Annotated in this window: 14 protein-coding genes; 9 read left to right on the top strand and 5 right to left on the bottom strand. The window is 66.5% G+C overall.

The window, feature by feature from the left end; genetic code table 11:
• Window positions 1–215: 215 nt before the first annotated feature.
• Complete coding sequence (locus tag SB4_RS16330; RefSeq protein WP_058753428.1) at window positions 216–2537, bottom strand: TonB-dependent receptor; 2322 nt, start codon at window positions 2535–2537, stop codon at window positions 216–218.
• Between the two features lie 221 nt (window positions 2538–2758).
• Between SB4_RS16330 and SB4_RS16325 the strand changes: the two genes are divergently transcribed.
• The 3 genes from SB4_RS16325 (at window position 2759) to SB4_RS16315 (ending at window position 6051) form a co-directional block, all read left to right on the top strand.
• The gene (locus SB4_RS16325) at window positions 2759–4186 is read left to right on the top strand and encodes a short-chain fatty acid transporter (RefSeq protein WP_058753426.1); all 1428 of its coding nucleotides are present in this window, start codon (window positions 2759–2761) and stop codon (window positions 4184–4186) included.
• A 156-nt stretch (window positions 4187–4342) separates the two neighbouring features.
• Complete coding sequence (locus SB4_RS16320; protein WP_241488658.1) at window positions 4343–5026, top strand: DUF47 domain-containing protein; 684 nt, start codon at window positions 4343–4345, stop codon at window positions 5024–5026.
• Between the two features lie 11 nt (window positions 5027–5037).
• Window positions 5038–6051 carry an inorganic phosphate transporter gene (locus SB4_RS16315; protein ID WP_058753425.1) on the top strand — a complete coding sequence of 338 codons (1014 nt, stop codon included), beginning with the start codon at window positions 5038–5040 and terminating at the stop codon, window positions 6049–6051.
• Between the two features lie 396 nt (window positions 6052–6447).
• Here SB4_RS16315 and SB4_RS16310 read toward each other — a convergent pair whose 3' ends face one another.
• From SB4_RS16310 to SB4_RS16300, 3 genes are read right to left on the bottom strand one after another with little or no spacing between them, the layout of a single operon-like run.
• A complete protein-coding gene (locus SB4_RS16310) occupies window positions 6448–7869 on the bottom strand; it encodes an efflux transporter outer membrane subunit (protein ID WP_058753424.1) in 1422 nt (473 codons plus the stop codon).
• Entirely contained in the window at window positions 7866–11060 is a 3195-nt protein-coding gene (locus tag SB4_RS16305; protein ID WP_058753423.1) for an efflux RND transporter permease subunit, read from the bottom strand. The genes SB4_RS16310 and SB4_RS16305 overlap by 4 nt, the downstream gene beginning before the upstream one ends.
• Window positions 11060–12322, bottom strand: a complete 1263-nt coding sequence (locus tag SB4_RS16300) for an efflux RND transporter periplasmic adaptor subunit (protein ID WP_058753422.1) — start codon at window positions 12320–12322, stop codon at window positions 11060–11062. The genes SB4_RS16305 and SB4_RS16300 overlap by 1 nt, the downstream gene beginning before the upstream one ends.
• A 277-nt stretch (window positions 12323–12599) precedes the next feature.
• Between SB4_RS16300 and SB4_RS20095 the strand changes: the two genes are divergently transcribed.
• Window positions 12600–12755, top strand: coding sequence for a hypothetical protein (locus tag SB4_RS20095; RefSeq protein ID WP_156477707.1), 156 nt, complete (start codon window positions 12600–12602; stop codon window positions 12753–12755).
• Between the two features lie 16 nt (window positions 12756–12771).
• Here SB4_RS20095 and SB4_RS20090 read toward each other — a convergent pair whose 3' ends face one another.
• Window positions 12772–12939, bottom strand: coding sequence for a hypothetical protein (locus SB4_RS20090; protein ID WP_156477708.1), 168 nt, complete (start codon window positions 12937–12939; stop codon window positions 12772–12774).
• Between the two features lie 117 nt (window positions 12940–13056).
• Here SB4_RS20090 and SB4_RS16295 point away from each other — a divergent pair, with 117 nt between their 5' ends.
• From SB4_RS16295 to SB4_RS16275, 5 genes are all read left to right on the top strand, one after another.
• A complete protein-coding gene (locus SB4_RS16295) occupies window positions 13057–13692 on the top strand; it encodes a YoaK family protein (protein WP_058753421.1) in 636 nt (211 codons plus the stop codon).
• Window positions 13693–13804: 112 nt separating this feature from the next.
• Window positions 13805–15310, top strand: a complete 1506-nt coding sequence (locus tag SB4_RS16290) for a CoA-acylating methylmalonate-semialdehyde dehydrogenase (protein ID WP_058753420.1) — start codon at window positions 13805–13807, stop codon at window positions 15308–15310.
• A 132-nt stretch (window positions 15311–15442) separates the two neighbouring features.
• Window positions 15443–16585: an acyl-CoA dehydrogenase family protein gene (locus SB4_RS16285; protein ID WP_058753419.1), complete on the top strand. Its 1143-nt coding sequence runs from the start codon at window positions 15443–15445 to the stop codon at window positions 16583–16585.
• Between the two features lie 127 nt (window positions 16586–16712).
• Window positions 16713–17762 (top strand): enoyl-CoA hydratase/isomerase family protein, encoded by a 1050-nt coding sequence (locus SB4_RS16280; protein ID WP_058753418.1) that lies wholly within the window; start codon window positions 16713–16715, stop codon window positions 17760–17762.
• A 13-nt stretch (window positions 17763–17775) separates the two neighbouring features.
• Window positions 17776–18552 (top strand): enoyl-CoA hydratase, encoded by a 777-nt coding sequence (locus tag SB4_RS16275; protein WP_058753417.1) that lies wholly within the window; start codon window positions 17776–17778, stop codon window positions 18550–18552.
• Window positions 18553–18650: the final 98 nt, after the last annotated feature.

Raw genomic sequence — 18650 nt, 5'->3', positions numbered from 1 at the left:
GAGGATGTCGACGCCGCGCTGGAGGAAATGCACGAGAGCTTCGACATCGCGCGCGAGGACCTCGACACGCTGCTCGCCCATGCCGAGCGCCATGCGCGGGCAAGGACAGGATCGGTCCGGGGGAAGCGCTAAGTGCGGGGGGGTGAGACGCACCCCAAGAAAAAGGCCCGCCCCTCACAGAGAGGGACGGGCCTTCCTTCAACCGGTCACACCGATCAGCGATACTTGCCGCTGAACGAGATGCCGATGATGCGCGGTTCGTTGAACACGGCCGCCATATAGTTTTCGATCACACCCTTCAGGTTCTTCTCGTTCGTGATGTTGCGGGCGAAGACCGACAGGCTCCAATCATCGTTCGGCGCGGAATAGCCGATGCTCAGGCCGCCCTCGAAATTGCCGTTCGAGGTGAACTCCTTGGTCCGGTACAGGACGAAGTTCGTATAGCCCTGCAGGTTCCAGTCGGTCGAGATGAACGCCTTGCCGCCATCGGCCAGCGGCATGTCGTACTTGGCCGCCAGATTGACGTTGTATTCCGGTGCGTTGGGCAGCGGGTTGCCGTTGATCGGCACGAAATACGCGTTCGCGCCGAAGACGGTGCGGGTCGTTACCGGGCCGTTCAGCACGGTGCAGACCATCACGCCGTTCAGGCCGCAGGTCTGGACCTGGACGTTGCGGTCGCGGATTTCCGAGTGGAGCAGGCTGACGCCCGCCGACAGGGCCAGATTGCGCACCGGGAGCCACTGGGCATCGGCTTCCAGGCCATAGGCCACCGCCTTGTCGGCGTTCAGCAGCACGCCGTTGCCGTTCGAGTCGTTGCCGTTCAGCTGGATGTTCTTTACGCGATACGCAAAGGCGGCGGCGTTCAGGCGCAGCGTGTTGTCGAACAGCTTCGACTTGACGCCCGTCTCGAACGACAGGTTGGTTTCCGAACCCGCCGTCGAGAAGTCCGAGTTGAACACGGCCGAGCGACCCTGGATCGTCGGCCCGCGGAAGCCCTGCGCCGCGCGGACATAGACGTTGACGTTCGGGTTCACCTTATAGAGCGCCGACAGGTCCCAGCTGGGCTGGGTATCCGACAGGCGCACGTCGCGGCGACCGCGATAGGTCGAGACACCGGCGGCGGTGTCGGCGGTGCGCAGCAACTGCGTCCGCTTGGTATCTTCGGTCACGCGGCCACCGGCGGTCAGCGTCAGGCGATCGGTCGCGCGGTAGCTGACCTGGCCGAACAGGCCCCAGCTGGTGTTGACGTCGTGCAGGCGCACCCAGTTGTTCGGGTTCGCCCCGATCAGATAGGCGCGCTGGTAGAAGTCGGTGATGTCGCGGCTGTCGAAATAGATGCCGCCGAACTGCCACTTGAACGCGCCGTTGCCGGTCGAGGCCAAGCGGACTTCCTGCGTCCACTGGTCCAGCCCGCGCACCTGGCCCTGGCTCAGGCCATAGCCGTTCGCCACGCCGTTCACCGGATAGTTCGCCGCCGCACCGCCATCGGTGTCGCCCTTGCTGTACCCGGCCGTCGTCTCATAGGCGGTGATCGAGCTCAGCTCGGCGCCGCCCAGATCCCAGCTGGCGCGCAACGACGTGCCTTGCGTGTCATAGGCCTGCGGGTTGTTCTGACCCTCGTCATAGGCGACGCGGTCGCGCGGCTCGGCCGAGACGTCGCGCGAACCCTTCTTCAGCGCGGCGCGGTGGAACAGCGTCGAGGTACCGTCATACCAGCGGGCATGGCCCGACAGGTTGAACGACAGCGTGTCGGTCGGCGTCAGCAGCAGCTGGAGGCGCACGTCGCGCTCGGTGAAGCCGCCCATCGCGTCGTTCTTCTGGGTCAGCGTACGGTCGGCGCTGGGCCCCGCATAGACATTGTCGACCCAGTTGTCGCGGTGCTGCACCAGCGCCGACAGGCGGAAGGCCAGCACGTCGCGGATCAGCGGGCCGCCGACACCGGCATCCATGCTGATCGTGTTGTAGCTGCCGATCGAGGCGGTGGCGCGGCTCTGGAAGCTCTGGGTCGGCTTGATCGTGTCGAACTTGATGATGCCCGCGGTCGTGTTGCGCCCGAAGAGCGAGCCTTGCGGGCCGCGCAGCACTTCGACCTGATCGACGTCGAACACCGGGTTCGACTTCAGCACGACATGCTCCAGGACCACATCGTCCTGGATGATCGACACGGGCTGCGATGCGCCGAGGTAGAAGTCGATATTGCCCAGGCCGCGAATGTAGAAGCGCGGGAAGATGCGGCCGGTGGTCGTCTCGGCATACAGGCCGGGCACGCGGCCCGACAGCGCCAGGATGTCTTCGCCGCCCTGCTGGAAGGTGCGCAGGTTCGACCCGCTGACCACGCCGACCGATACCGGCACGCGGTTCAGGCTTTCCGAGCGGCGCTCGGCGGTGACGACGACGTCGCCCAGGCCCTGTTGCTCATCGGCGGCGGCAGCGGTCGGGGCCGCGCCCTGATCGGCAGTCTGCGCCATCGCCGGCACGGTCGCCAGAACACCCCACGCAGCGCCCAGCAGCGCCGCGGTCTTGATTACGGATTTCATATAGTCCCCACGCTCCGTCGGGTGGTTCACGCCGCCCGACTGATTGCTATTCTCCCGGTAATCGGGGCGGTTAGGGGCACATTATGGCGCTTGCGTGACAGAGCTGATGCGCCCGCGCCACACTGGGCCGAAATTGCAACCGGGGGCCGTGCAACATGAAAGGCTTCACCGCATTGATGCGACGGACGGCCGTTTCGACGGTGCAACAAAGGGGGAGCGGGATGGCGAGGGAGCGGACAGCGGCAGGCGAAGGGGCGCTGGCTCGGCTCGCCCTGCGCTTCACGGGTTGGGCCGAACGCTGGTTTCCCGATGCCTTCATCTTCGTGGCGATCGCGGTCGTCGTCGTGGCGGTGGCGGCGCTGGTCAACGGCGCATCGGCACCGGCGGTGGCCAAGAGCTTCGGCGACGGTTTCTGGACGCTGATCCCCTTCACCATGCAGATGGCGTTCGTAACGATCGGCGGGTACGTCGTCGCCACTTCCGCGCCGGTCCAGCGGCTGATCGACTGGCTGGCCCGGCGGCCGCGCAGTGCGCGGGGGGCGATCGGGATGATCGCGCTGGCGACCATGGTGTCGTCGCTGCTCAGTTGGGGACTGAGCCTGATCTTCGGCGGATTGCTGGCCCGCGCCTGCGCGCGGCGGCGCGACCTGCGCATGGATTACCGGGCGGCGGGGGCGGCGGCTTATCTGGGGCTGGGCGCGACCTGGGCGATGGGACTGTCCTCCTCGGCAGCGCAGCTTCAGGCGAACCCGGCCAGCCTGCCGCCCGCGCTGCTGCCAATTACTGGGGTCATTCCGTTCAGCCAGACCATCTTCCTGTGGCAGTCGATGCTGATCGCAGGCATCCTGATCGTCCTTTCGACCGTCATCGCCATGGCGTCGGCCCCGGGCCGGGATGCCGCCGTAACCGCCGAGGACATGGGCATCGACCCGGCGCGCGAGGACGATGCGCTGCCGCCGCGCACCCAGCCGGGCGAGTGGCTGGAACATGCCCCGCTCGTCACCGTCCTGATCGGCCTGCTGGCGGCGGGTTGGCTGGTGCAGGAGTTTGCGAAGGCGGACTGGATGGTCGCGATCTCCAACCTCAACACCTATAATTTCCTGTTCCTGATGGCCGGGCTGGTGCTGCACTGGCGGCCCAAGCGCTTCCTGATTGCGCTGGCCCGCGCGGTGCCCGCGACGGCGGGCATCCTGATCCAATATCCCTTCTACGCCGCCATCGCCGCGATGCTGACGGGGGCGAAGAACGGCGCGGGGGTGGGCGTCGCCGACCAGATCGCCCATGCCTTTGTCGCGCTGAACTCGCCCGGCTCCTTTCCGCTGACCATGGGTGCCTATTCGGCGATCCTGGGATTCTTCGTGCCGTCGGGGGGCGGCAAGTGGCTGCTGGAGGCGCCCTATGTGATGCAGGCGGCCAACGAACTGCATGTCCATCTCGGCTGGGCGGTGCAGATCTACAATGCAGCGGAGGCCCTGCCCAATCTCATCAACCCCTTCTGGATGCTGCCTTTGCTCGGCATATTGGGGTTGAAGGCGCGGGATATCGTGGGGTTCAGCTTCCTGCAGCTGATCGTCCATCTGCCGGTTGTTCTGTTCCTTCTCTGGGCCCTGTCCTTCACTCTGCCGTACCAGCCGCCCGCCCTGCCGTGACCGCCGCTGATGACCCGGGTGTCACATTGGTGTAACAGCGTTTTGCTTGACGGAGGGGCCGCGACTGGTCAGGGGGGCGACGTTCGTGCCATCCTGGCTTCATGACCTTTTCGCGGTCCGGCGTTTCGTCGTGGCCCGATCGGTCATGGCCGAAAGATGCGCACGGTTTCGGATCACTATCGGGGTTACCGACTGATGTTCGCCTGGTTCCAACGCCTCCTGCCGAAGACCGGCAATTTCTTCGCGCTGTTCGAGGCGCAAGCCGCCACCGTCCTGGCGGGGGCCGAGGCCACCGTCCGGCTGTTCGACACGCAGGGCAACACCGCCGACGAGATCGCCGCCGTCGCCGCGCGCGAGCATGACGCCGACGAGATCACCCGCCAGGTCCTGACCTCGGTCCGCTCGACCTTCCTGACGCCGTTCGACCGCGCCTCGATTACTTCGCTGATCGGGTCGATGGACGACACGATCGACGAGATGCACGCCGCCGCCACCGCGATCGGCCTGTACCGCCTGACCAGCTTCGCGCCCGAGATGCGCGAGATGGCGGCGGTCGCGGTTGAGGCGGCCCGGCTGACCGTCGAGGCGATGCCGCTGATGCGCGATGTCGCGCGCAACGGCGACCGCCTCCATGCGCTGACCGAGGAACTGGTCCGGCTGGAAGGTCGCGCCGACGAGATCCATGCGGCGGGCCTGAAGCGCACGCTGGAGGAATGCGGCGAGCGCGACACGCTGCGCTTCGTCATCGAGAAGGAAGTGTACAAGCATCTGGAGCGCATCCTCGACGCGTTCGAGGATGTCGCCGACGAGATCGACGGCATCGTCATCGATCACGCCTGAGGCGCGGGATCATGCACGAACTCGCCTTTCCGTTGCTGGCCGGCCTGATCCTGGTCGCGCTGGCCTTCGACTATCTGAACGGGCTGCATGACGCGGCCAATTCGATCGCGACCGTGGTGGCGACGCGGCTGTTGTCGCCGGTCGCGGCGGTGCTGTTTGCCGCCTTCTTCAACTTCGCCGCCTATTTCCTGACCGTCGCCTTTCCCAGCCTGCACAAGGTGGCGGAGACGGTCGGCAAGGGCCTGATCGCGCAGGACGTGGTGACGCCCGCCGTCATCTTCGGCGCGCTGGGCGGGGCGATGGCGTGGAACGTCATCACCTGGCTGCGCGGTATCCCGTCGTCGAGCAGCCATGCGCTGGTCGGCGGGCTGGTTGGCGCGGGCGTGGCCCATGCGGGTACGGGCGCGGTGCAGTGGGCGGGTCTCAACAAGACGCTCCTCGCCATCGTGCTGTCGCCGATGCTGGGCATGATGCTGGCGATGCTGGTAATGCTGCTGAGCAGCTGGGCGCTGCGCCGCTCGACGGCGGGGCAGGCGGAGCGCAGCTTCCGCGCGCTGCACCTCGTTTCCTCTGCCGCCTATTCGCTCAGCCACGGCCTGAACGATGCGCAGAAGACGATGGGGATCATCACCGTCCTCCTCTATTCGACCGGCCGCCTGACCGGCCCGTTCGAGGTGCCGCACTGGGTCGCCATCTCCTGCTATGTCGCGATGGCGCTGGGCACGATGACCGGCGGCTGGAAGATCATCGAAACGATGGGCAGCCGCATCACCAAGCTGTCGCAGCATCAGGGGTTCAGTGCCTCGACCGCAGGGTCGATCGTGATCTTCTGCGCCTCCGCGCTGGGTATCCCAGTGTCGACGACGCATACCATCACCGGATCGATCATCGGCGCGGGCGTGGCGCGGCGCGCCTCGGCGGTGCGCTGGGGCGTGGCGGGCAATGTGGTGATCGCCTGGATCATCACCATCCCGGCCTCCGCCGCGATGGGGGCGGGGTTCTACCTGCTGACCCGGTTGTTCTGATTTGGGGGAGGGCGACGCGTCCTCCCCTTTTTTCTTCCCGCCCGCTATTCAGCCTGAGCGGTGTCGAGGGCGGCGGTAAGGCCCAGCTCCAAAACCAGAATGACCACCCCGGCGAAGGCCGGGGTCCAGTTGCGGGGCGCCGTCGAAAGCGGGCCGTCATGGCCTCCCACGCAACCGCACCGCGCGCTTCCAACGACATGGTAACTGGGCCCCGGCCTTCGCCGGGGAACAAAGAGTATTTAAATGGGGGGCGGGGAGCGCAACCTCTGCGTCCTCTGCGTCCTCTGCGTCCTCTGCGTCCTCCGCGCCTCTGCGCGAACCAAAATCCCTTGGCCTTCGACTTCGCTCGGCTGAGCAGAGGTAGGGGCGAGCCTCGATCCGCCCGCCCCAAAAACCTCACGATCCCGTAACGGGCCCCCCGGCGGCCTGGAACAGGGCGACCGTATCGGTCATCCGCGCCGCCTTGGCCTGGATCAGCTGCGACCGGGCCTGCGCGTCCGTTGCGGTGGCGTTTAGGAGTTGTAGCGTCCCCACGTCGCCCAGTGCCAGCTGCCGCCGCGCAAAGGTCAGCGCCTGGCCCGCCGCATTGCTGGCCCGCTGAGCCGCATCCAGCGCCTGTGCGTCGGTCGACAGGCCGGTCAGCGAGTCCGCGACATTGCCGAACGCCTGAAGCACCGCCTGGCGATATTGCGCCTTGGCCCCGTCCAGCGCGGCTTCCGCCGCCTTTTGCTGGTGACGCAGCGCATTGGCGTGGAATAGCGGCTGGGTGATGCCGCCGAGCAGCGCCCAGAAGGGGTTGCCGCTCTTGAACATGTCGCCGAAATTCTGCGCCGAGCCACCGGCATTGGCCGATAGCTGGATGCTGGGCAGGCGCGCGGCGATGGCGGCGCCGACATCCGCGCCCGCACCTTGCAACTGCGCTTCGGCGGCCAGCACGTCGGGGCGGCGATGGACCAGTTCGGACGGCACGATGGCGGGCAGTTCGGTCGGCAGGGTCAGCTGCGACAGTTCGGGAAGCGGTGGCAGGGCCGAGCCCGCCGGACGCCCGATCAGCGTCGCGATGACGGTGCGCTGCGCCGCTTCGGCGCGCACCAGCGGGGGCAGGGCCCCTTCGGCATTGGCGAGCGCCGCCTGTTGCTGCGCGACGTCGGAAGCACCGACCGCGCCCAGCCGCTGCCGCTGTTGCAGCGCTCCCAGGATATCGCGGTTGACCTGGATCGCGGTCTGCGCGGCGGCGACCTGTTCGGCCAGGCTTGCCCGTTCGATCAGCGCGGTGACGAGGTTGGCCGCCACCGTCATCCGCGCCGCGTCCAGCTGATGCCGTTGCACCTCGGCCCGCGCGGCGGCGGAGCGGACCTGCGCCCGGTTGCCGCCGAACGCATCGACGTCATAGGACACGCTGACCTGCGCGGTGTGCAGCGTATAGAGCTGCTGGTTCTGGTCGGCGACCGCCGGGGATAGCGCGTTGGATACGCGGGTCCGCTGCGCCTGATAATTCAGGCTTCCCTGCGGGAAGAGAAGCGAGCCGCGTGTTGCCCGCGCCTGTTCCCGCGCCTGCCGCAGAGAAGCTTCGGCGACACCCACATCGTTGTTATGCGCAAGTGCCTCGGCGACCAGCGCGTCGAGCTGCGCATTGCCGAAGGCGTGCCACCATTCGGGGGCGACGGTGGCGGACACCGTCTGGGCCGGGCCGGTCGCCGGAGCGATAACCGGCGCGGGAGCCATGGGGGGCAGGCTGGCATGGGCGTCCAGATCATGCGGGCCGACCGCGCAGGCCGAGACGCAGGCGAGCAGCGGCAGGGTCAGGAAACGCTTCATGCCGGAACCCCGGATTCAGGAGTGGTGGTATCGTCCTGGTCGTCGACCATCGGATCATGCTTCTTCTTGCGCTGCGACAGCGGCACGCGGGTCGAATAGCGGCTGATGAGCACCGGCAGGACCAGCAGGATCAGCACCGGGGCCAGCGTCATGCCGCCGACCACGACCAGCGCGAGCGGCTTCTGCACCTGGCTGCCGATGCCGTGCGAGAGCGCGGCGGGCAGCAGGCCGATCGCGGCGACCAGACAGGTCATGACGACCGGGCGCAGGCTGTTCTTGACGGTGGTGGCCAGCGCATTCTCACGCGGCGCGCCTTCGTCGATCGCGTTGTTGAAGGTGGTGACGACGAGGATGCCGTCCATCACCGCGATGCCGAACAAGGCCACGAAGCCGATCGCCGCCGAGATGCTGAACGCCGTGCCGGTCAGGGCCAGCGCCAGCACGCCCCCCACGATCGCCATCGGGATCGCGGAGAAGGCCAGCAGGCTGTCGCGCATCGAGCCGAAATTCGCATAGAGCAGCAGCAGGATGAGCACGAGGCTGATCGGCACCACGATCTCCAGCCGGGCGATCGCGTTCTTCAGATTGTCCAGCTCGCCCGCCCATTCCAGGTGATAACCCGGCGGCAGGTGGACATTCTGGTTGATCCGCGCCCGCGCCTCCTCGACCGCGCCGCCCAGGTCGCGGCCACGTACCGAGAATTTGATCGGCACGTACCGTTCCTGATGCTCGCGATAGATGAACGACGCACCGGTGGTCAGCTTGACGCTGGCGACCTCGGACAGCGGCACCTGGATCGTGCCGTTGCCGTCGGGGCTCGGCGCGCCGATCGTGATGTTGCGCACCGATTCCAGTGAGTCGCGCTGGGTCGGCTGCAACCGCACGATGATCGGGAAGTGGCGGTCGGTGCCGGGCTCGTACAGGTCGGCGGACGACTGGCCACCGATGGCGGCGGCCACCGTCTGGTTGATGTCGTCGGGCGTCAGGCCATAGCGGGCGGCCTTGGCGCGATCGACGTCGATCCGCACGGTCGGCTGGCCCAGGATCTCGAACACGCCGAGATCCTCGATGCCCTTCACCTTGGCCATCTGCGCCTTGATCTGGTTGGCCAGCTTTTCCAGCGTGACCAGATCGGGGCCGAACAGCTTGATCGAATTGGCGCCCTTCACGCCCGAGGCGGCTTCCTCAACATTATCCTCGATGATCTGCGAGAAGGAGAAGTCGACGCCGGGATATCTCTTGGCGAGCCGGGTCGACAGTTCGTCGATCAGCTTCTCCTTGGTCATGCCGCTCGGCCAGGTGTCGAAGGGCTTCAGCGGTACGAAGAACTCGACGTTGAAGAAGCCGGTCGCGTCGGTGCCGTCGTCCGGGCGGCCATGGGCGGACAGGACCGCCGTGGTCTCCGGATAGGAGGCGATGATCTTGCGCACCTCGTTCGTCACCTTCTCGCCCGCCTCCAGGCTGATCGAGGAGGGAAGGGTGGCGCGGATGTACATATTGCCTTCTTCGAGGTGCGGCAGGAACTCGATGCCGAGCGAGCGCACGCCGACGACGGCCAGACCCATCATCAGCACCGCGCCGCCGATCGTCACGATCTTGTTGCGCAGCGCGAAGGACGCGGCGGGTTCATAGACGCGGCGAAGCTTGCCGACGATGAACGTTTCGGTCTCGGCCAGCTTGTCCGGCAGCAGCAGCGTCGACAGCACCGGCGCGACGGTGAAGGTCGCAAGCAGGCCGCCGCTGATCGCATAGGCATAGGTCTTGGCCATCGGGCCGAAGATATGGCCTTCCACACCGGTCAGGGTGAACAGCGGCAGGAAGCTGGCGATGATGATCGCGGCGGCGAAGAAGATGCCGCGGCTGACCTCGCTGGAGGCGCCCAGCACCGCGCCGAAGCGGCTGGCCAGGGTATAGCGACCCTGGCCGTTCTCCACGGCGGCGGAACGTTCGACCATGTGGCGGAAGATATTCTCCACCATGATGACGCAGGCATCGACGACGAGGCCGAAGTCGAGCGCGCCGACCGACAACAGGTTTGCACTCTCGCCCTGCAACACCAGGATCAGGATGGCGAAGGCCAAAGCGAAGGGGATGGTCGCCGCCACGATGATCGCCGAGCGCAGATTGCCGAGGAACAGCCACTGGAGCGCGAAGATCAGGAGGATGCCGACCACCATGTTTTCCATGACGGTATGGATGGTCAGGTTGATCAGGTCGGAACGGTCATAGATCCGCTCCAGATGGACGCCGGGGGGCAGCACGCCGCTGTCGTTGATGTTGGCGACCTCGGCCTGCACGGCCTTGATCGTCGGCATCGACTGGGCGCCGCGCTGCATCAGGACGATGCCCTGCACGATGTCGTCGTCGTTATTATACCCGGCGATGCCCATGCGCGGCGCGTTGCCGACCTTGACGGTCGCCACGTCCTTGATGAGCACGGGCGCGCCGCCCGCCTGACCGACCAGCACGTTCTGAATCGCGTCGGGCGACTGGATCAGGCCGATGCCGCGCACGATCGCGGCCTGTTCGCCGAAGTTGATCGTCTGGCCGCCGACATTGCCGTCGCTCTTGGACAAGGCCGCCAGCACCTGCGCCACGGTGACGCCGTGGGCGTTCAGGCGGTTCTGGTCGATCACCACGTCATAGGCGCGCAGCTTGCCGCCCCAGCCGGTCACGTCGATGACGCCCGGAATCCGCTTGAACCGGCGCTGGAGCACCCAGTCCTGCAGCGTCTTCAGGTCCATCACCGAATAGCCCTTGGGCGCGACGATGCGGTAACGATAGATTTCACCCACCGGCGAGGTCGGCGACAGCGTCGGCTGCGCGCCACCGGCCAGCGGCGGCAGCTGCGACAGGCGGTTGATGACCTGCTGGCGCGCCTGTTCGTTGGTATAGTCGTAGGTGAACTGGATCTTGATGTCGGACAGGCCGAACAGGCTGATCGCGCGGATCGCGGTCAGATGCGGGATGCCCGCCATCTGGACCTCGATCGGGATGGTGACGTTGCGCTCCATCTCCTCGGCCGACAGGCCTTGGGTCTGGGTGATGACCTCGACCATCGGTGGAACGGGATCGGGATAGGCCTCGATATTCAGGTTGATGAAGCCGATGACGCCAGCGACGATCATCGAAAAGAACAGGCCGACGATCAGCAGTCGCTGACGCAGCGCAAAGTCGACGATGCGGTTCATTATTCGCCGATCCCCGCTTCGTTGACGAACAGCGCGCCCGAGGTGACGATCTTCTCGCCCGGCTTCAGACCCGAGGTGATGGTGACGAGGCCGTTGGCGGAATCGCCGGTCTTCACGTCGCGCGCGACCAGCAGGCCGTCGGGACGCATGATCCAGACACGCGCGGTGTCGCCTTCATGGATGACGGCGGCGGCGGGCACGCGGATCGCCTCGCCTGCGTTCAGATGCTTGATCGCGAAGCTGGCGAACATCTGCGGCTTCAGCGCCTTGTCCGGGTTGGGGATCGAGGCGCGCACCGGCAGGCGGTGGGTCTGCGGGTCGAGCGCGGCACCGACCAGGTCGATGGTCGCGTGGAAGATGCGGCCTGGCACGGCGGGCGTCGTCACCTCGACGGGATCGCCGACGCGGACATTCTCGGCATCGCTCTCGGCCACCTGCGCGACCAGCCAGACGCGCGAGGGGTCGGTGATGGTCATCACCGGCTTGTCGCCGCCCTGCGACACATATTGCCCGGCGGCGACATCGCGCGAGGCGATCACGCCACTGATCGGCGCGTGCAGCGTGGTGATGTCGTGGATGCCGGAGACTTCGCCGACATTCTCCAGCCGATTGATCTCGCCCTGCGACTTGCCCAGGATCGCCAGCTTGTCACGCGCCGCGCCCAGCGACGCGGCGGCGGTGCGCGCGGTCGCCTGTGCGGCGGCGAGGTCGGCCTTGGCCTGCTGATAATCCTTCAGCGCGCCACCGGCGGTCTCATAGATTTGCTGCTGGCGGTCGGCGTTGCGCTGCGCCGCGACCAGCTGCGCCTGCGCGTTCTGATACGCTGCGCGCGCCGAGAACAGGCCGGAGCGGGCATCGACGAAATCGCTGGTCTTGATGAGGAGCAGCGGCTGGCCCTGGCGCACCACCTGGCCCGCATCGGCCAGTACGCGCACCACCTGGCCCGCATAGGGCATCAGCACGGGGGTCGAACGGGTGCCGTCGACGGTGATCGCGCCGGTCGCCATGGTCTGGTCGCCCGAGGCCCCCAGCCCGACACGCATCGTCGGCATCGCATCCAGCTGGTCCTTGGACAGGCGCAGCGTGCCGGGCGGCGGCGGGGGTGGCGGCACCTCTTCCTTGTGGGTCAGCTTGCCGATGACCGTGATCAGGATCAGCACACCGATCACCACGGCGGCGGCGATTCCCACCCAGCGCCATTGCTGGCCCGAGGACAGACGGCGGGTTTCGGGCAGCGTTTCGTCGGCAGGATTGACGTGCATCGGCTTCTTTCGGCGCGAGAGGCTGGAATATTGGCACCGGGCGATAGGGGCTGTGGCCTGACCCACCGCTTACGGAAATCTTACGAGACGTTCATGTTGCACTGCCGAAGAAGAGCTTCGGGTTGACCGATACGCCTGTTTTTGCCCCGCTTGCCCGTCGTGACAAGGGCATGAGGGTTGCGACGAACGGATGACCGCTTTGTCACGCGTTGGGAACGAAAGCAGCGATTCGTCGTTAATTTGGAACGTTTCACCAATACCTTGGGGGTAAGGTTCGATGGCCAGTCACATGCCGCCGCCGCGTATTTCGGACATGCCGCGCGAAGAGCGGCTGGACGCTCTGTATCGCCGTGCGGCGGAGGATCGGGCGCGGTACATGGCGATGCGCTCGCGGCGCCCCGGCCTGCTCGACCGGTTGCTTCATCTGTTCTGAGATTAATGGCCCGGCGTTACAGCCGGGCGCGTCGTGACCGCGCGATCGGTGCGCGGCGGCGAAGGGGGCGAGGCCGCAACCGGCGTTCGCGCCGCATGTCGCTGTGACCCAGTGCGATCATGATGATTATCAGTGATGACAGCGCCGACACGGTCAGCCAGATTTCCACCAAAGCGCCTGCCATCACATCCCCTCCACGAGCCGCCTGAACGCCCGGACGGTCGGTCCGATCCCTGCGGAAGCGGTTTATTCGCCTGATCTCCGATGGTCAGACCGCCCGCGACCCTGATAAGGGACGGGCATGATCCGATCCGATCGACGTAGCTGGCCTCTGGCGGCAGGCCTGGCCCTGCTGGCGGGCTATGTCGATGCCATCGGTTTTCAGAAGCTGGGCGGCTATTTCGTCTCGTTCATGAGCGGCAATGGCACGATGCTGGCGGTGCGGCTGGCGTCGCCCTTTGGCGACATGCCGGGTGGGGCGGGCATCCTGGCCACCTTGCTGATCCTGTTCGTCGGTGGAGTCGTGGTGGGCACGCTCATCCGGCTGATCTGGCCGGTGGCGGGGCAGGCGCTCGTCCTGCTGTTCGTCGCGCTGCTGCTGGGCTGCGTTGCCCTGTGGGGTGGTGCGACCGTGCCCGCCATGGTGGTGGCGATGGGGGCCGCCAACGCCACCTTCGAGCGTGGCGGCGAGGTCAGTATCGGCGTCACCTACATGACCGGCACCCTAGTCAAGATCGGCCAGCATCTGGCGCAGATGATCGCCGGGCGGCGGCGCTGGGACTGGGTGCCCTATCTGCTGTTGTGGAGCAGCTTCTTGATCGGCGCAGGGATGGGCGCATGGGCCTTTCCTGTATGGGGCATGGCGGCTCTGTTCGGGGCCTCGGCGACGGCGCTGGTCGCGGCGGGTGTCGCATGGCGATTCCGTCCCGCGATCTGACGCGCGTCAGGGCGGCTTGGCCGCTTTTTGCCCGACCCATCTTGGATTTCACGTCCGAGCAATATAATTACAATCGCAAGAGTCGGGCATCAGACCCGGGACAGGAGAGTATATGCGCGTGATCGACCATCTGGTTGCCGGCGGACAGACCGCAACCGACGCCGCCGGACCCCGTACGGGTGATGTCTTCGACCCCAATAGTGGCCAGGTACAGGCCCGTGTGATGCTGGGCGATGCCGCGCTCCTCGAACGCGCCGTCGCCGCCGCGCAAGCGGCACAACCGGGCTGGGCCGCGACCAATCCGCAGCGCCGGGCTCGGGTGATGTTCCGGTTCAAGGAACTGGTCGAGCAGAATATGGACGCGCTGGCGCATCTGCTCTCCTCCGAACATGGCAAGGTCATCGCCGATGCGAAAGGCGACATCCAGCGCGGGCTGGAGGTGATCGAGTTCGCCTGCGGCATCCCCCACGCGCTAAAGGGCGAATATACGCAAGGGGCGGGGCCGGGCATCGACGTCTATTCGATGCGCATGCCGCTGGGCATCGGTGCGGGCATCACCCCGTTCAACTTCCCGGCGATGATCCCGATGTGGATGTTCGGCGTCGCCATCGCCTGCGGCAACGCCTTCATCCTGAAGCCGTCCGAGCGCGACCCGTCGGTGCCCGTCCGCTTGGCCGAACTGATGCGCGAAGCGGGCGCACCCGAGGGCATCCTGCAGGTCGTGCACGGCGACAAGGCGATGGTCGATGCGATCCTGGACCATCCGGCGATTTCGGCGGTCAGCTTCGTCGGCTCGTCCGACATCGCCCATTATGTCTATCGGCGCGGCGTCGAGGCGGGCAAGCGTGTCCAGGCGATGGGCGGGGCGAAGAACCACGGCATCGTCATGCCCGACGCCGATCTCGACCAGGTGGTCGCCGATTTGTCGGGGGCGGCCTTCGGCTCGGCGGGCGAGCGCTGCATGGCGTTGCCGGTGGTGGTGCCGGTCGGCGACAAGACGGCCGATGCCCTGCGCGAAAAACTGATCCCCGCGATCGACGCGCTTCGGGTCGGCGTTTCGACCGACGACCAGGCGCATTACGGCCCGGTGGTGAATGCCGCGCACAAGAAGCGGGTAGAGGACTGGATTCAGACCGGCGTGGACGAAGGTGCCGAACTGGTCGTCGACGGGCGCGGCTTCCAGCTTCAGGGCTATGAGGAGGGCTTCTTCATCGGCCCGTCGCTGTTCGACCGGGTGACGCCCGCCATGCAGAGCTACAAGGAGGAAATTTTCGGCCCCGTCCTCCAGATCGTCCGCGCCCCCGATTTCGAGACGGCGGTGCGCCTGCCGAGCGAGCACCAGTACGGCAACGGCGTCGCCATCTTCACCCGCAACGGTCACGCCGCGCGCGAGTTCGCGGCCCGCGTCGAGGTGGGCATGGTCGGCATCAACGTGCCGATCCCGGTGCCGGTGGCGTATCACAGCTTCGGCGGCTGGAAGCGGTCCGCATTCGGCGACGTGAACCAGCACGGCATGGAGGGCGTCCGCTTCTGGACCAAGGTGAAGACGGTGACGCAGCGCTGGCCGGATGGTTCGCCGGATGGAAGCAATACGTTTGTTATCCCAACAATGGCCTAAACCTAGGCACGCCCCTCCCGCAAGCGGGAGGGGATGGGGGAGGGAAGGCCACAAGCGACGGTCTCTGTGAGACTCCCTGCCCTCCCCAAACCCCTCCCGCCTGCGGGAGGGGCTTAAGAAATGGAAGACCCCATGACCCAATTCGATCTGACCGACGAACAGCGCGAAATCCAGGAACTGGCCCGCCGCTTCACCGCTGACCGGATCACCCCGTTCGCGGCCGAGTGGGACGAGAAGCACATCTTCCCCCGCGACACGATCAAGGAAGCGGCCGAGCTGGGCTTCGCCGCCATCTACGTGTCCGAGGAATCCGGCGGCATCGCGCTCGGACGGCTGGAGGCGGCGCTGATCATGGAGGCGATGGCCTATGGCTGTCCCTCGACCTCGGCCTTCATCTCGATCCACAATATGGCGTCGTGGATGATCGATCGCTTCGGCGATGCGGATGTGAAGACCCGCTATCTGCCCGACCTCGTCACCATGGAGCAGATGGCCAGCTATTGCCTGACCGAGCCGGGTTCGGGATCGGACGCCGCTGCGCTCAAGACCCGCGCGGTGCGCGACGGCGATCATTATGTCGTCTCGGGTTCCAAGCAGTTCATCTCGGGTGGCGGCGAGAATGAGGTCTATGTCACCATGGTTCGCACCGGAGAGGAGGGCCCGAAGGGCATTTCCTGCCTGGTGATCGACAAGGATACCCCCGGTGTCTCGTTCGGCGCGAACGAGCGCAAGCTGGGCTGGCATTCGCAGCCGACGCGGCAGGTGATGTTCGATCAGGTCCGCGTGCCGGTCACCAACCGGCTGGGTGCGGAGGGCGAGGGCTTTCGCATCGCGATGATGGGGCTGGACGGCGGGCGGCTGAACATCGGCGCTTGCTCGCTGGGGGGGGCGCAGCGCTGCCTGGACGAGGCGGTCGCTTACGTGAAGGACCGCCGCCAGTTCGGCAAGGCGATCGCCGAGTTCCAGAACACGCAGTTCACCCTGGCCGACATGGCGACCGAGCTGGAGGCGGCCCGCGCGCTGCTCTATCTCGCCGCCGCCAAGGTGACCGACAATACCCCCGACAAGACCCGCTTTGCCGCCATGGCCAAAAGGCTCGCGACCGATACCGGATCGTCCGTGGTCGACCGGGCACTGCAACTGCATGGCGGTTATGGCTATCTGATGGACTATCCGATCGAGCGCTTCTGGCGCGACCTGCGTGTGCATTCGATCCTGGAGGGTACAAACCAGGTGATGCGGATGATCGTCGGGCGGGACTTGTTGAAGGACTGAGACCCACCCTTGGCACCACCCCGGCGAAGGCCGGGGTCCAGTTGCCATTAGGCCGGTGGCGCGCCACGTAAGGCGCGGCATCTGGGCCCCGGCCTCCGCTGGGGTCGAAGAAGAGAGAAGGACGGGCATGACCCAAGACCTGATCGTCACCCGCGAAGGCCCGGTCGGGCGGTTGCGGCTTAACCGACCCAAGGCGATCCATGCGCTGACCCGCGAGATGTGCGAGGGCGTACTGGCCGCGCTGGAGGACTGGCGCGGCGACCTGTCGGTCGAGGCGGTCATCATCGATCATGCCGAGGGGCGCGGCTTTTGTGCGGGCGGCGATATTCGCCTGCTGGCGGAAAGCGGTGGAGGCAACGGCGAGGCGGCGCGGGGCTTCTTCCATGCCGAGTACCGGATGAACCACCGGCTGTTCACCTATGCCAAGCCGATCGTCGCGGTCATGGACGGCATCACCATGGGCGGCGGTGTCGGCATTTCCGCGCCCGCCCGCTTCCGGGTGGCGACCGAGAATACCCGCTTCGCCATGCCCGAGACAGGTATCGGCCTGTTCCCCGATGTCGGTGGCGGCTGGTATCTCTCGCGCCTGCCCGGCCGGATGGGCGAGTTCCTCGCGCTGACCGGCCACCGGCTCGACGGGGCGGAGGCGCATGCCTTGGGGCTGGCCACTCATTATTTGCCATCGTCCGCGCTGGACGAAGCCAAGGCTGCCATCATCGCCGCGCCGCAGGACATCGCCGCGACGCTCGACCGGCTGTCGGCCCCCGCGCCGGACGCGAAGATCATGGCCCATGCCGCCGAGATCGACAGGCTCTTCGCCGCCGATACGCTGGAAGAAATCATCGCCGTGTTGGAAGCGGATGATGGCGAATGGGCGGCGCAACAACTGGCCGTCCTGCGCACCAAATCGCCGCAGGCCTGCAAGGTCTCGCTCCGCCTGCTCCACGAAGGCAGGCTGACCACCGATTTCGCCGAGGAGATGCGCCGCGAATATGGCGTCGCCTCACGCGTCGTCCAGCGCCCCGATTTCATCGAAGGTGTCCGCGCGCTGATCGTCGACAAGGACAATGCGCCCCGCTGGAATCCGCCCACGCCCGAAGGCGTGACCGACACGATGATCGACCATATCTTTGCACCCATGCCCGAAGGGCAGGCCTGGACACCCGACGACCGCTGAGAAGGACGCCCGCATGACCGACTATAACACCCTGATCGTCGAGCGCCGCGAGGCGGTGACCCTGGTCACGCTGAACCGGCCCCAGGCGCTGAACGCGCTCAATGCCGAGCTGCTGTCCGAACTGCTGGACGTGATGCGCGCCTATGACGCCGATCCCGAACAGCGCTGTGCCGTCATCACCGGCAGCCCCAAGGCCTTTGCGGCGGGCGCGGACATCAAGGAAATGCAGGAAATGGACTTCGCCGCCATGTACGGGCGGAACCACTTCTCCGGCTGGGACGACTTCACCCGCACCCGCAAACCCATCATCGCGGCGGTCGCGGGCTATGCGTTGGGCGGCGGCTGCGAGCTGGCGATGATGTGCGACTTCATCCTTGCCGCCGATACGGCCAAGTTCGGCCAGCCCGAGATCAAGCTGGGCGTGACGCCGGGCATGGGCGGCTCGCAGCGGCTCGCCCACGCGGTCGGCAAGGCCAAGGCGATGGAGATGTGCCTGACCGGCCGGATGATGGACGCCGAGGAGGCGGAACGGTCGGGCCTCGTCGCGCGAATCGTCCCCGCCGCCGATCTGGTCGAGGAAGCGCTGAAGACCGCCGCGACGATCGCAGGCATGGCGCCGATCGCGGTCAAGGCCAACAAGGAAATGGTCAACGCCGCCTTCGATATGGGACTGGCGCAGGGCGTGCAATTTGAGCGGCGGCTGTTCCACGGCCTGTTCGGATCAGCCGACCAGAAGGAAGGCATGGCGGCATTCGTAGAAAAGCGCAGCCCGGTCTGGACCAACCGCTGATGAGTCTCACGCCCCTCCCGCAGGCGGGAGGGGATGGGGGAGGGCAGAGAGTCTCACAGAGACCATCGCCTGTGGCCTTGCCCTCCCCAAACCCCTCC

The sequence above is a fragment of the Sphingomonas sanguinis genome, from assembly GCF_001476905.1.
GTDB classification, from domain to species: Bacteria; Pseudomonadota; Alphaproteobacteria; order Sphingomonadales; family Sphingomonadaceae; genus Sphingomonas; species Sphingomonas sanguinis_B.
This window is presented reverse-complemented; position numbering and strand designations above follow the sequence as displayed.

Bases quoted from the DNA above. Each gene is read 5' to 3' on its own strand.
- SB4_RS16330 (WP_058753428.1), bottom strand. From the start codon at position 2,537: ATGAAATCCGTAATCAAGACCGCGGCGCTGCTGGGCGCTGCGTGGGGT.
- SB4_RS16325 (WP_058753426.1), top strand. From the start codon at position 2,759: ATGGCGAGGGAGCGGACAGCGGCAGGCGAAGGGGCGCTGGCTCGGCTC.
- SB4_RS16320 (WP_241488658.1), top strand. From the start codon at position 4,343: ATGCGCACGGTTTCGGATCACTATCGGGGTTACCGACTGATGTTCGCC.
- SB4_RS16315 (WP_058753425.1), top strand. From the start codon at position 5,038: ATGCACGAACTCGCCTTTCCGTTGCTGGCCGGCCTGATCCTGGTCGCG.
- SB4_RS16310 (WP_058753424.1), bottom strand. From the start codon at position 7,869: ATGAAGCGTTTCCTGACCCTGCCGCTGCTCGCCTGCGTCTCGGCCTGC.
- SB4_RS16305 (WP_058753423.1), bottom strand. From the start codon at position 11,060: ATGAACCGCATCGTCGACTTTGCGCTGCGTCAGCGACTGCTGATCGTC.
- SB4_RS16300 (WP_058753422.1), bottom strand. From the start codon at position 12,322: ATGCACGTCAATCCTGCCGACGAAACGCTGCCCGAAACCCGCCGTCTG.
- SB4_RS20095 (WP_156477707.1), top strand. From the start codon at position 12,600: ATGGCCAGTCACATGCCGCCGCCGCGTATTTCGGACATGCCGCGCGAA.
- SB4_RS20090 (WP_156477708.1), bottom strand. From the start codon at position 12,939: ATGGCAGGCGCTTTGGTGGAAATCTGGCTGACCGTGTCGGCGCTGTCA.
- SB4_RS16295 (WP_058753421.1), top strand. From the start codon at position 13,057: ATGATCCGATCCGATCGACGTAGCTGGCCTCTGGCGGCAGGCCTGGCC.
- SB4_RS16290 (WP_058753420.1), top strand. From the start codon at position 13,805: ATGCGCGTGATCGACCATCTGGTTGCCGGCGGACAGACCGCAACCGAC.
- SB4_RS16285 (WP_058753419.1), top strand. From the start codon at position 15,443: ATGACCCAATTCGATCTGACCGACGAACAGCGCGAAATCCAGGAACTG.
- SB4_RS16280 (WP_058753418.1), top strand. From the start codon at position 16,713: ATGACCCAAGACCTGATCGTCACCCGCGAAGGCCCGGTCGGGCGGTTG.
- SB4_RS16275 (WP_058753417.1), top strand. From the start codon at position 17,776: ATGACCGACTATAACACCCTGATCGTCGAGCGCCGCGAGGCGGTGACC.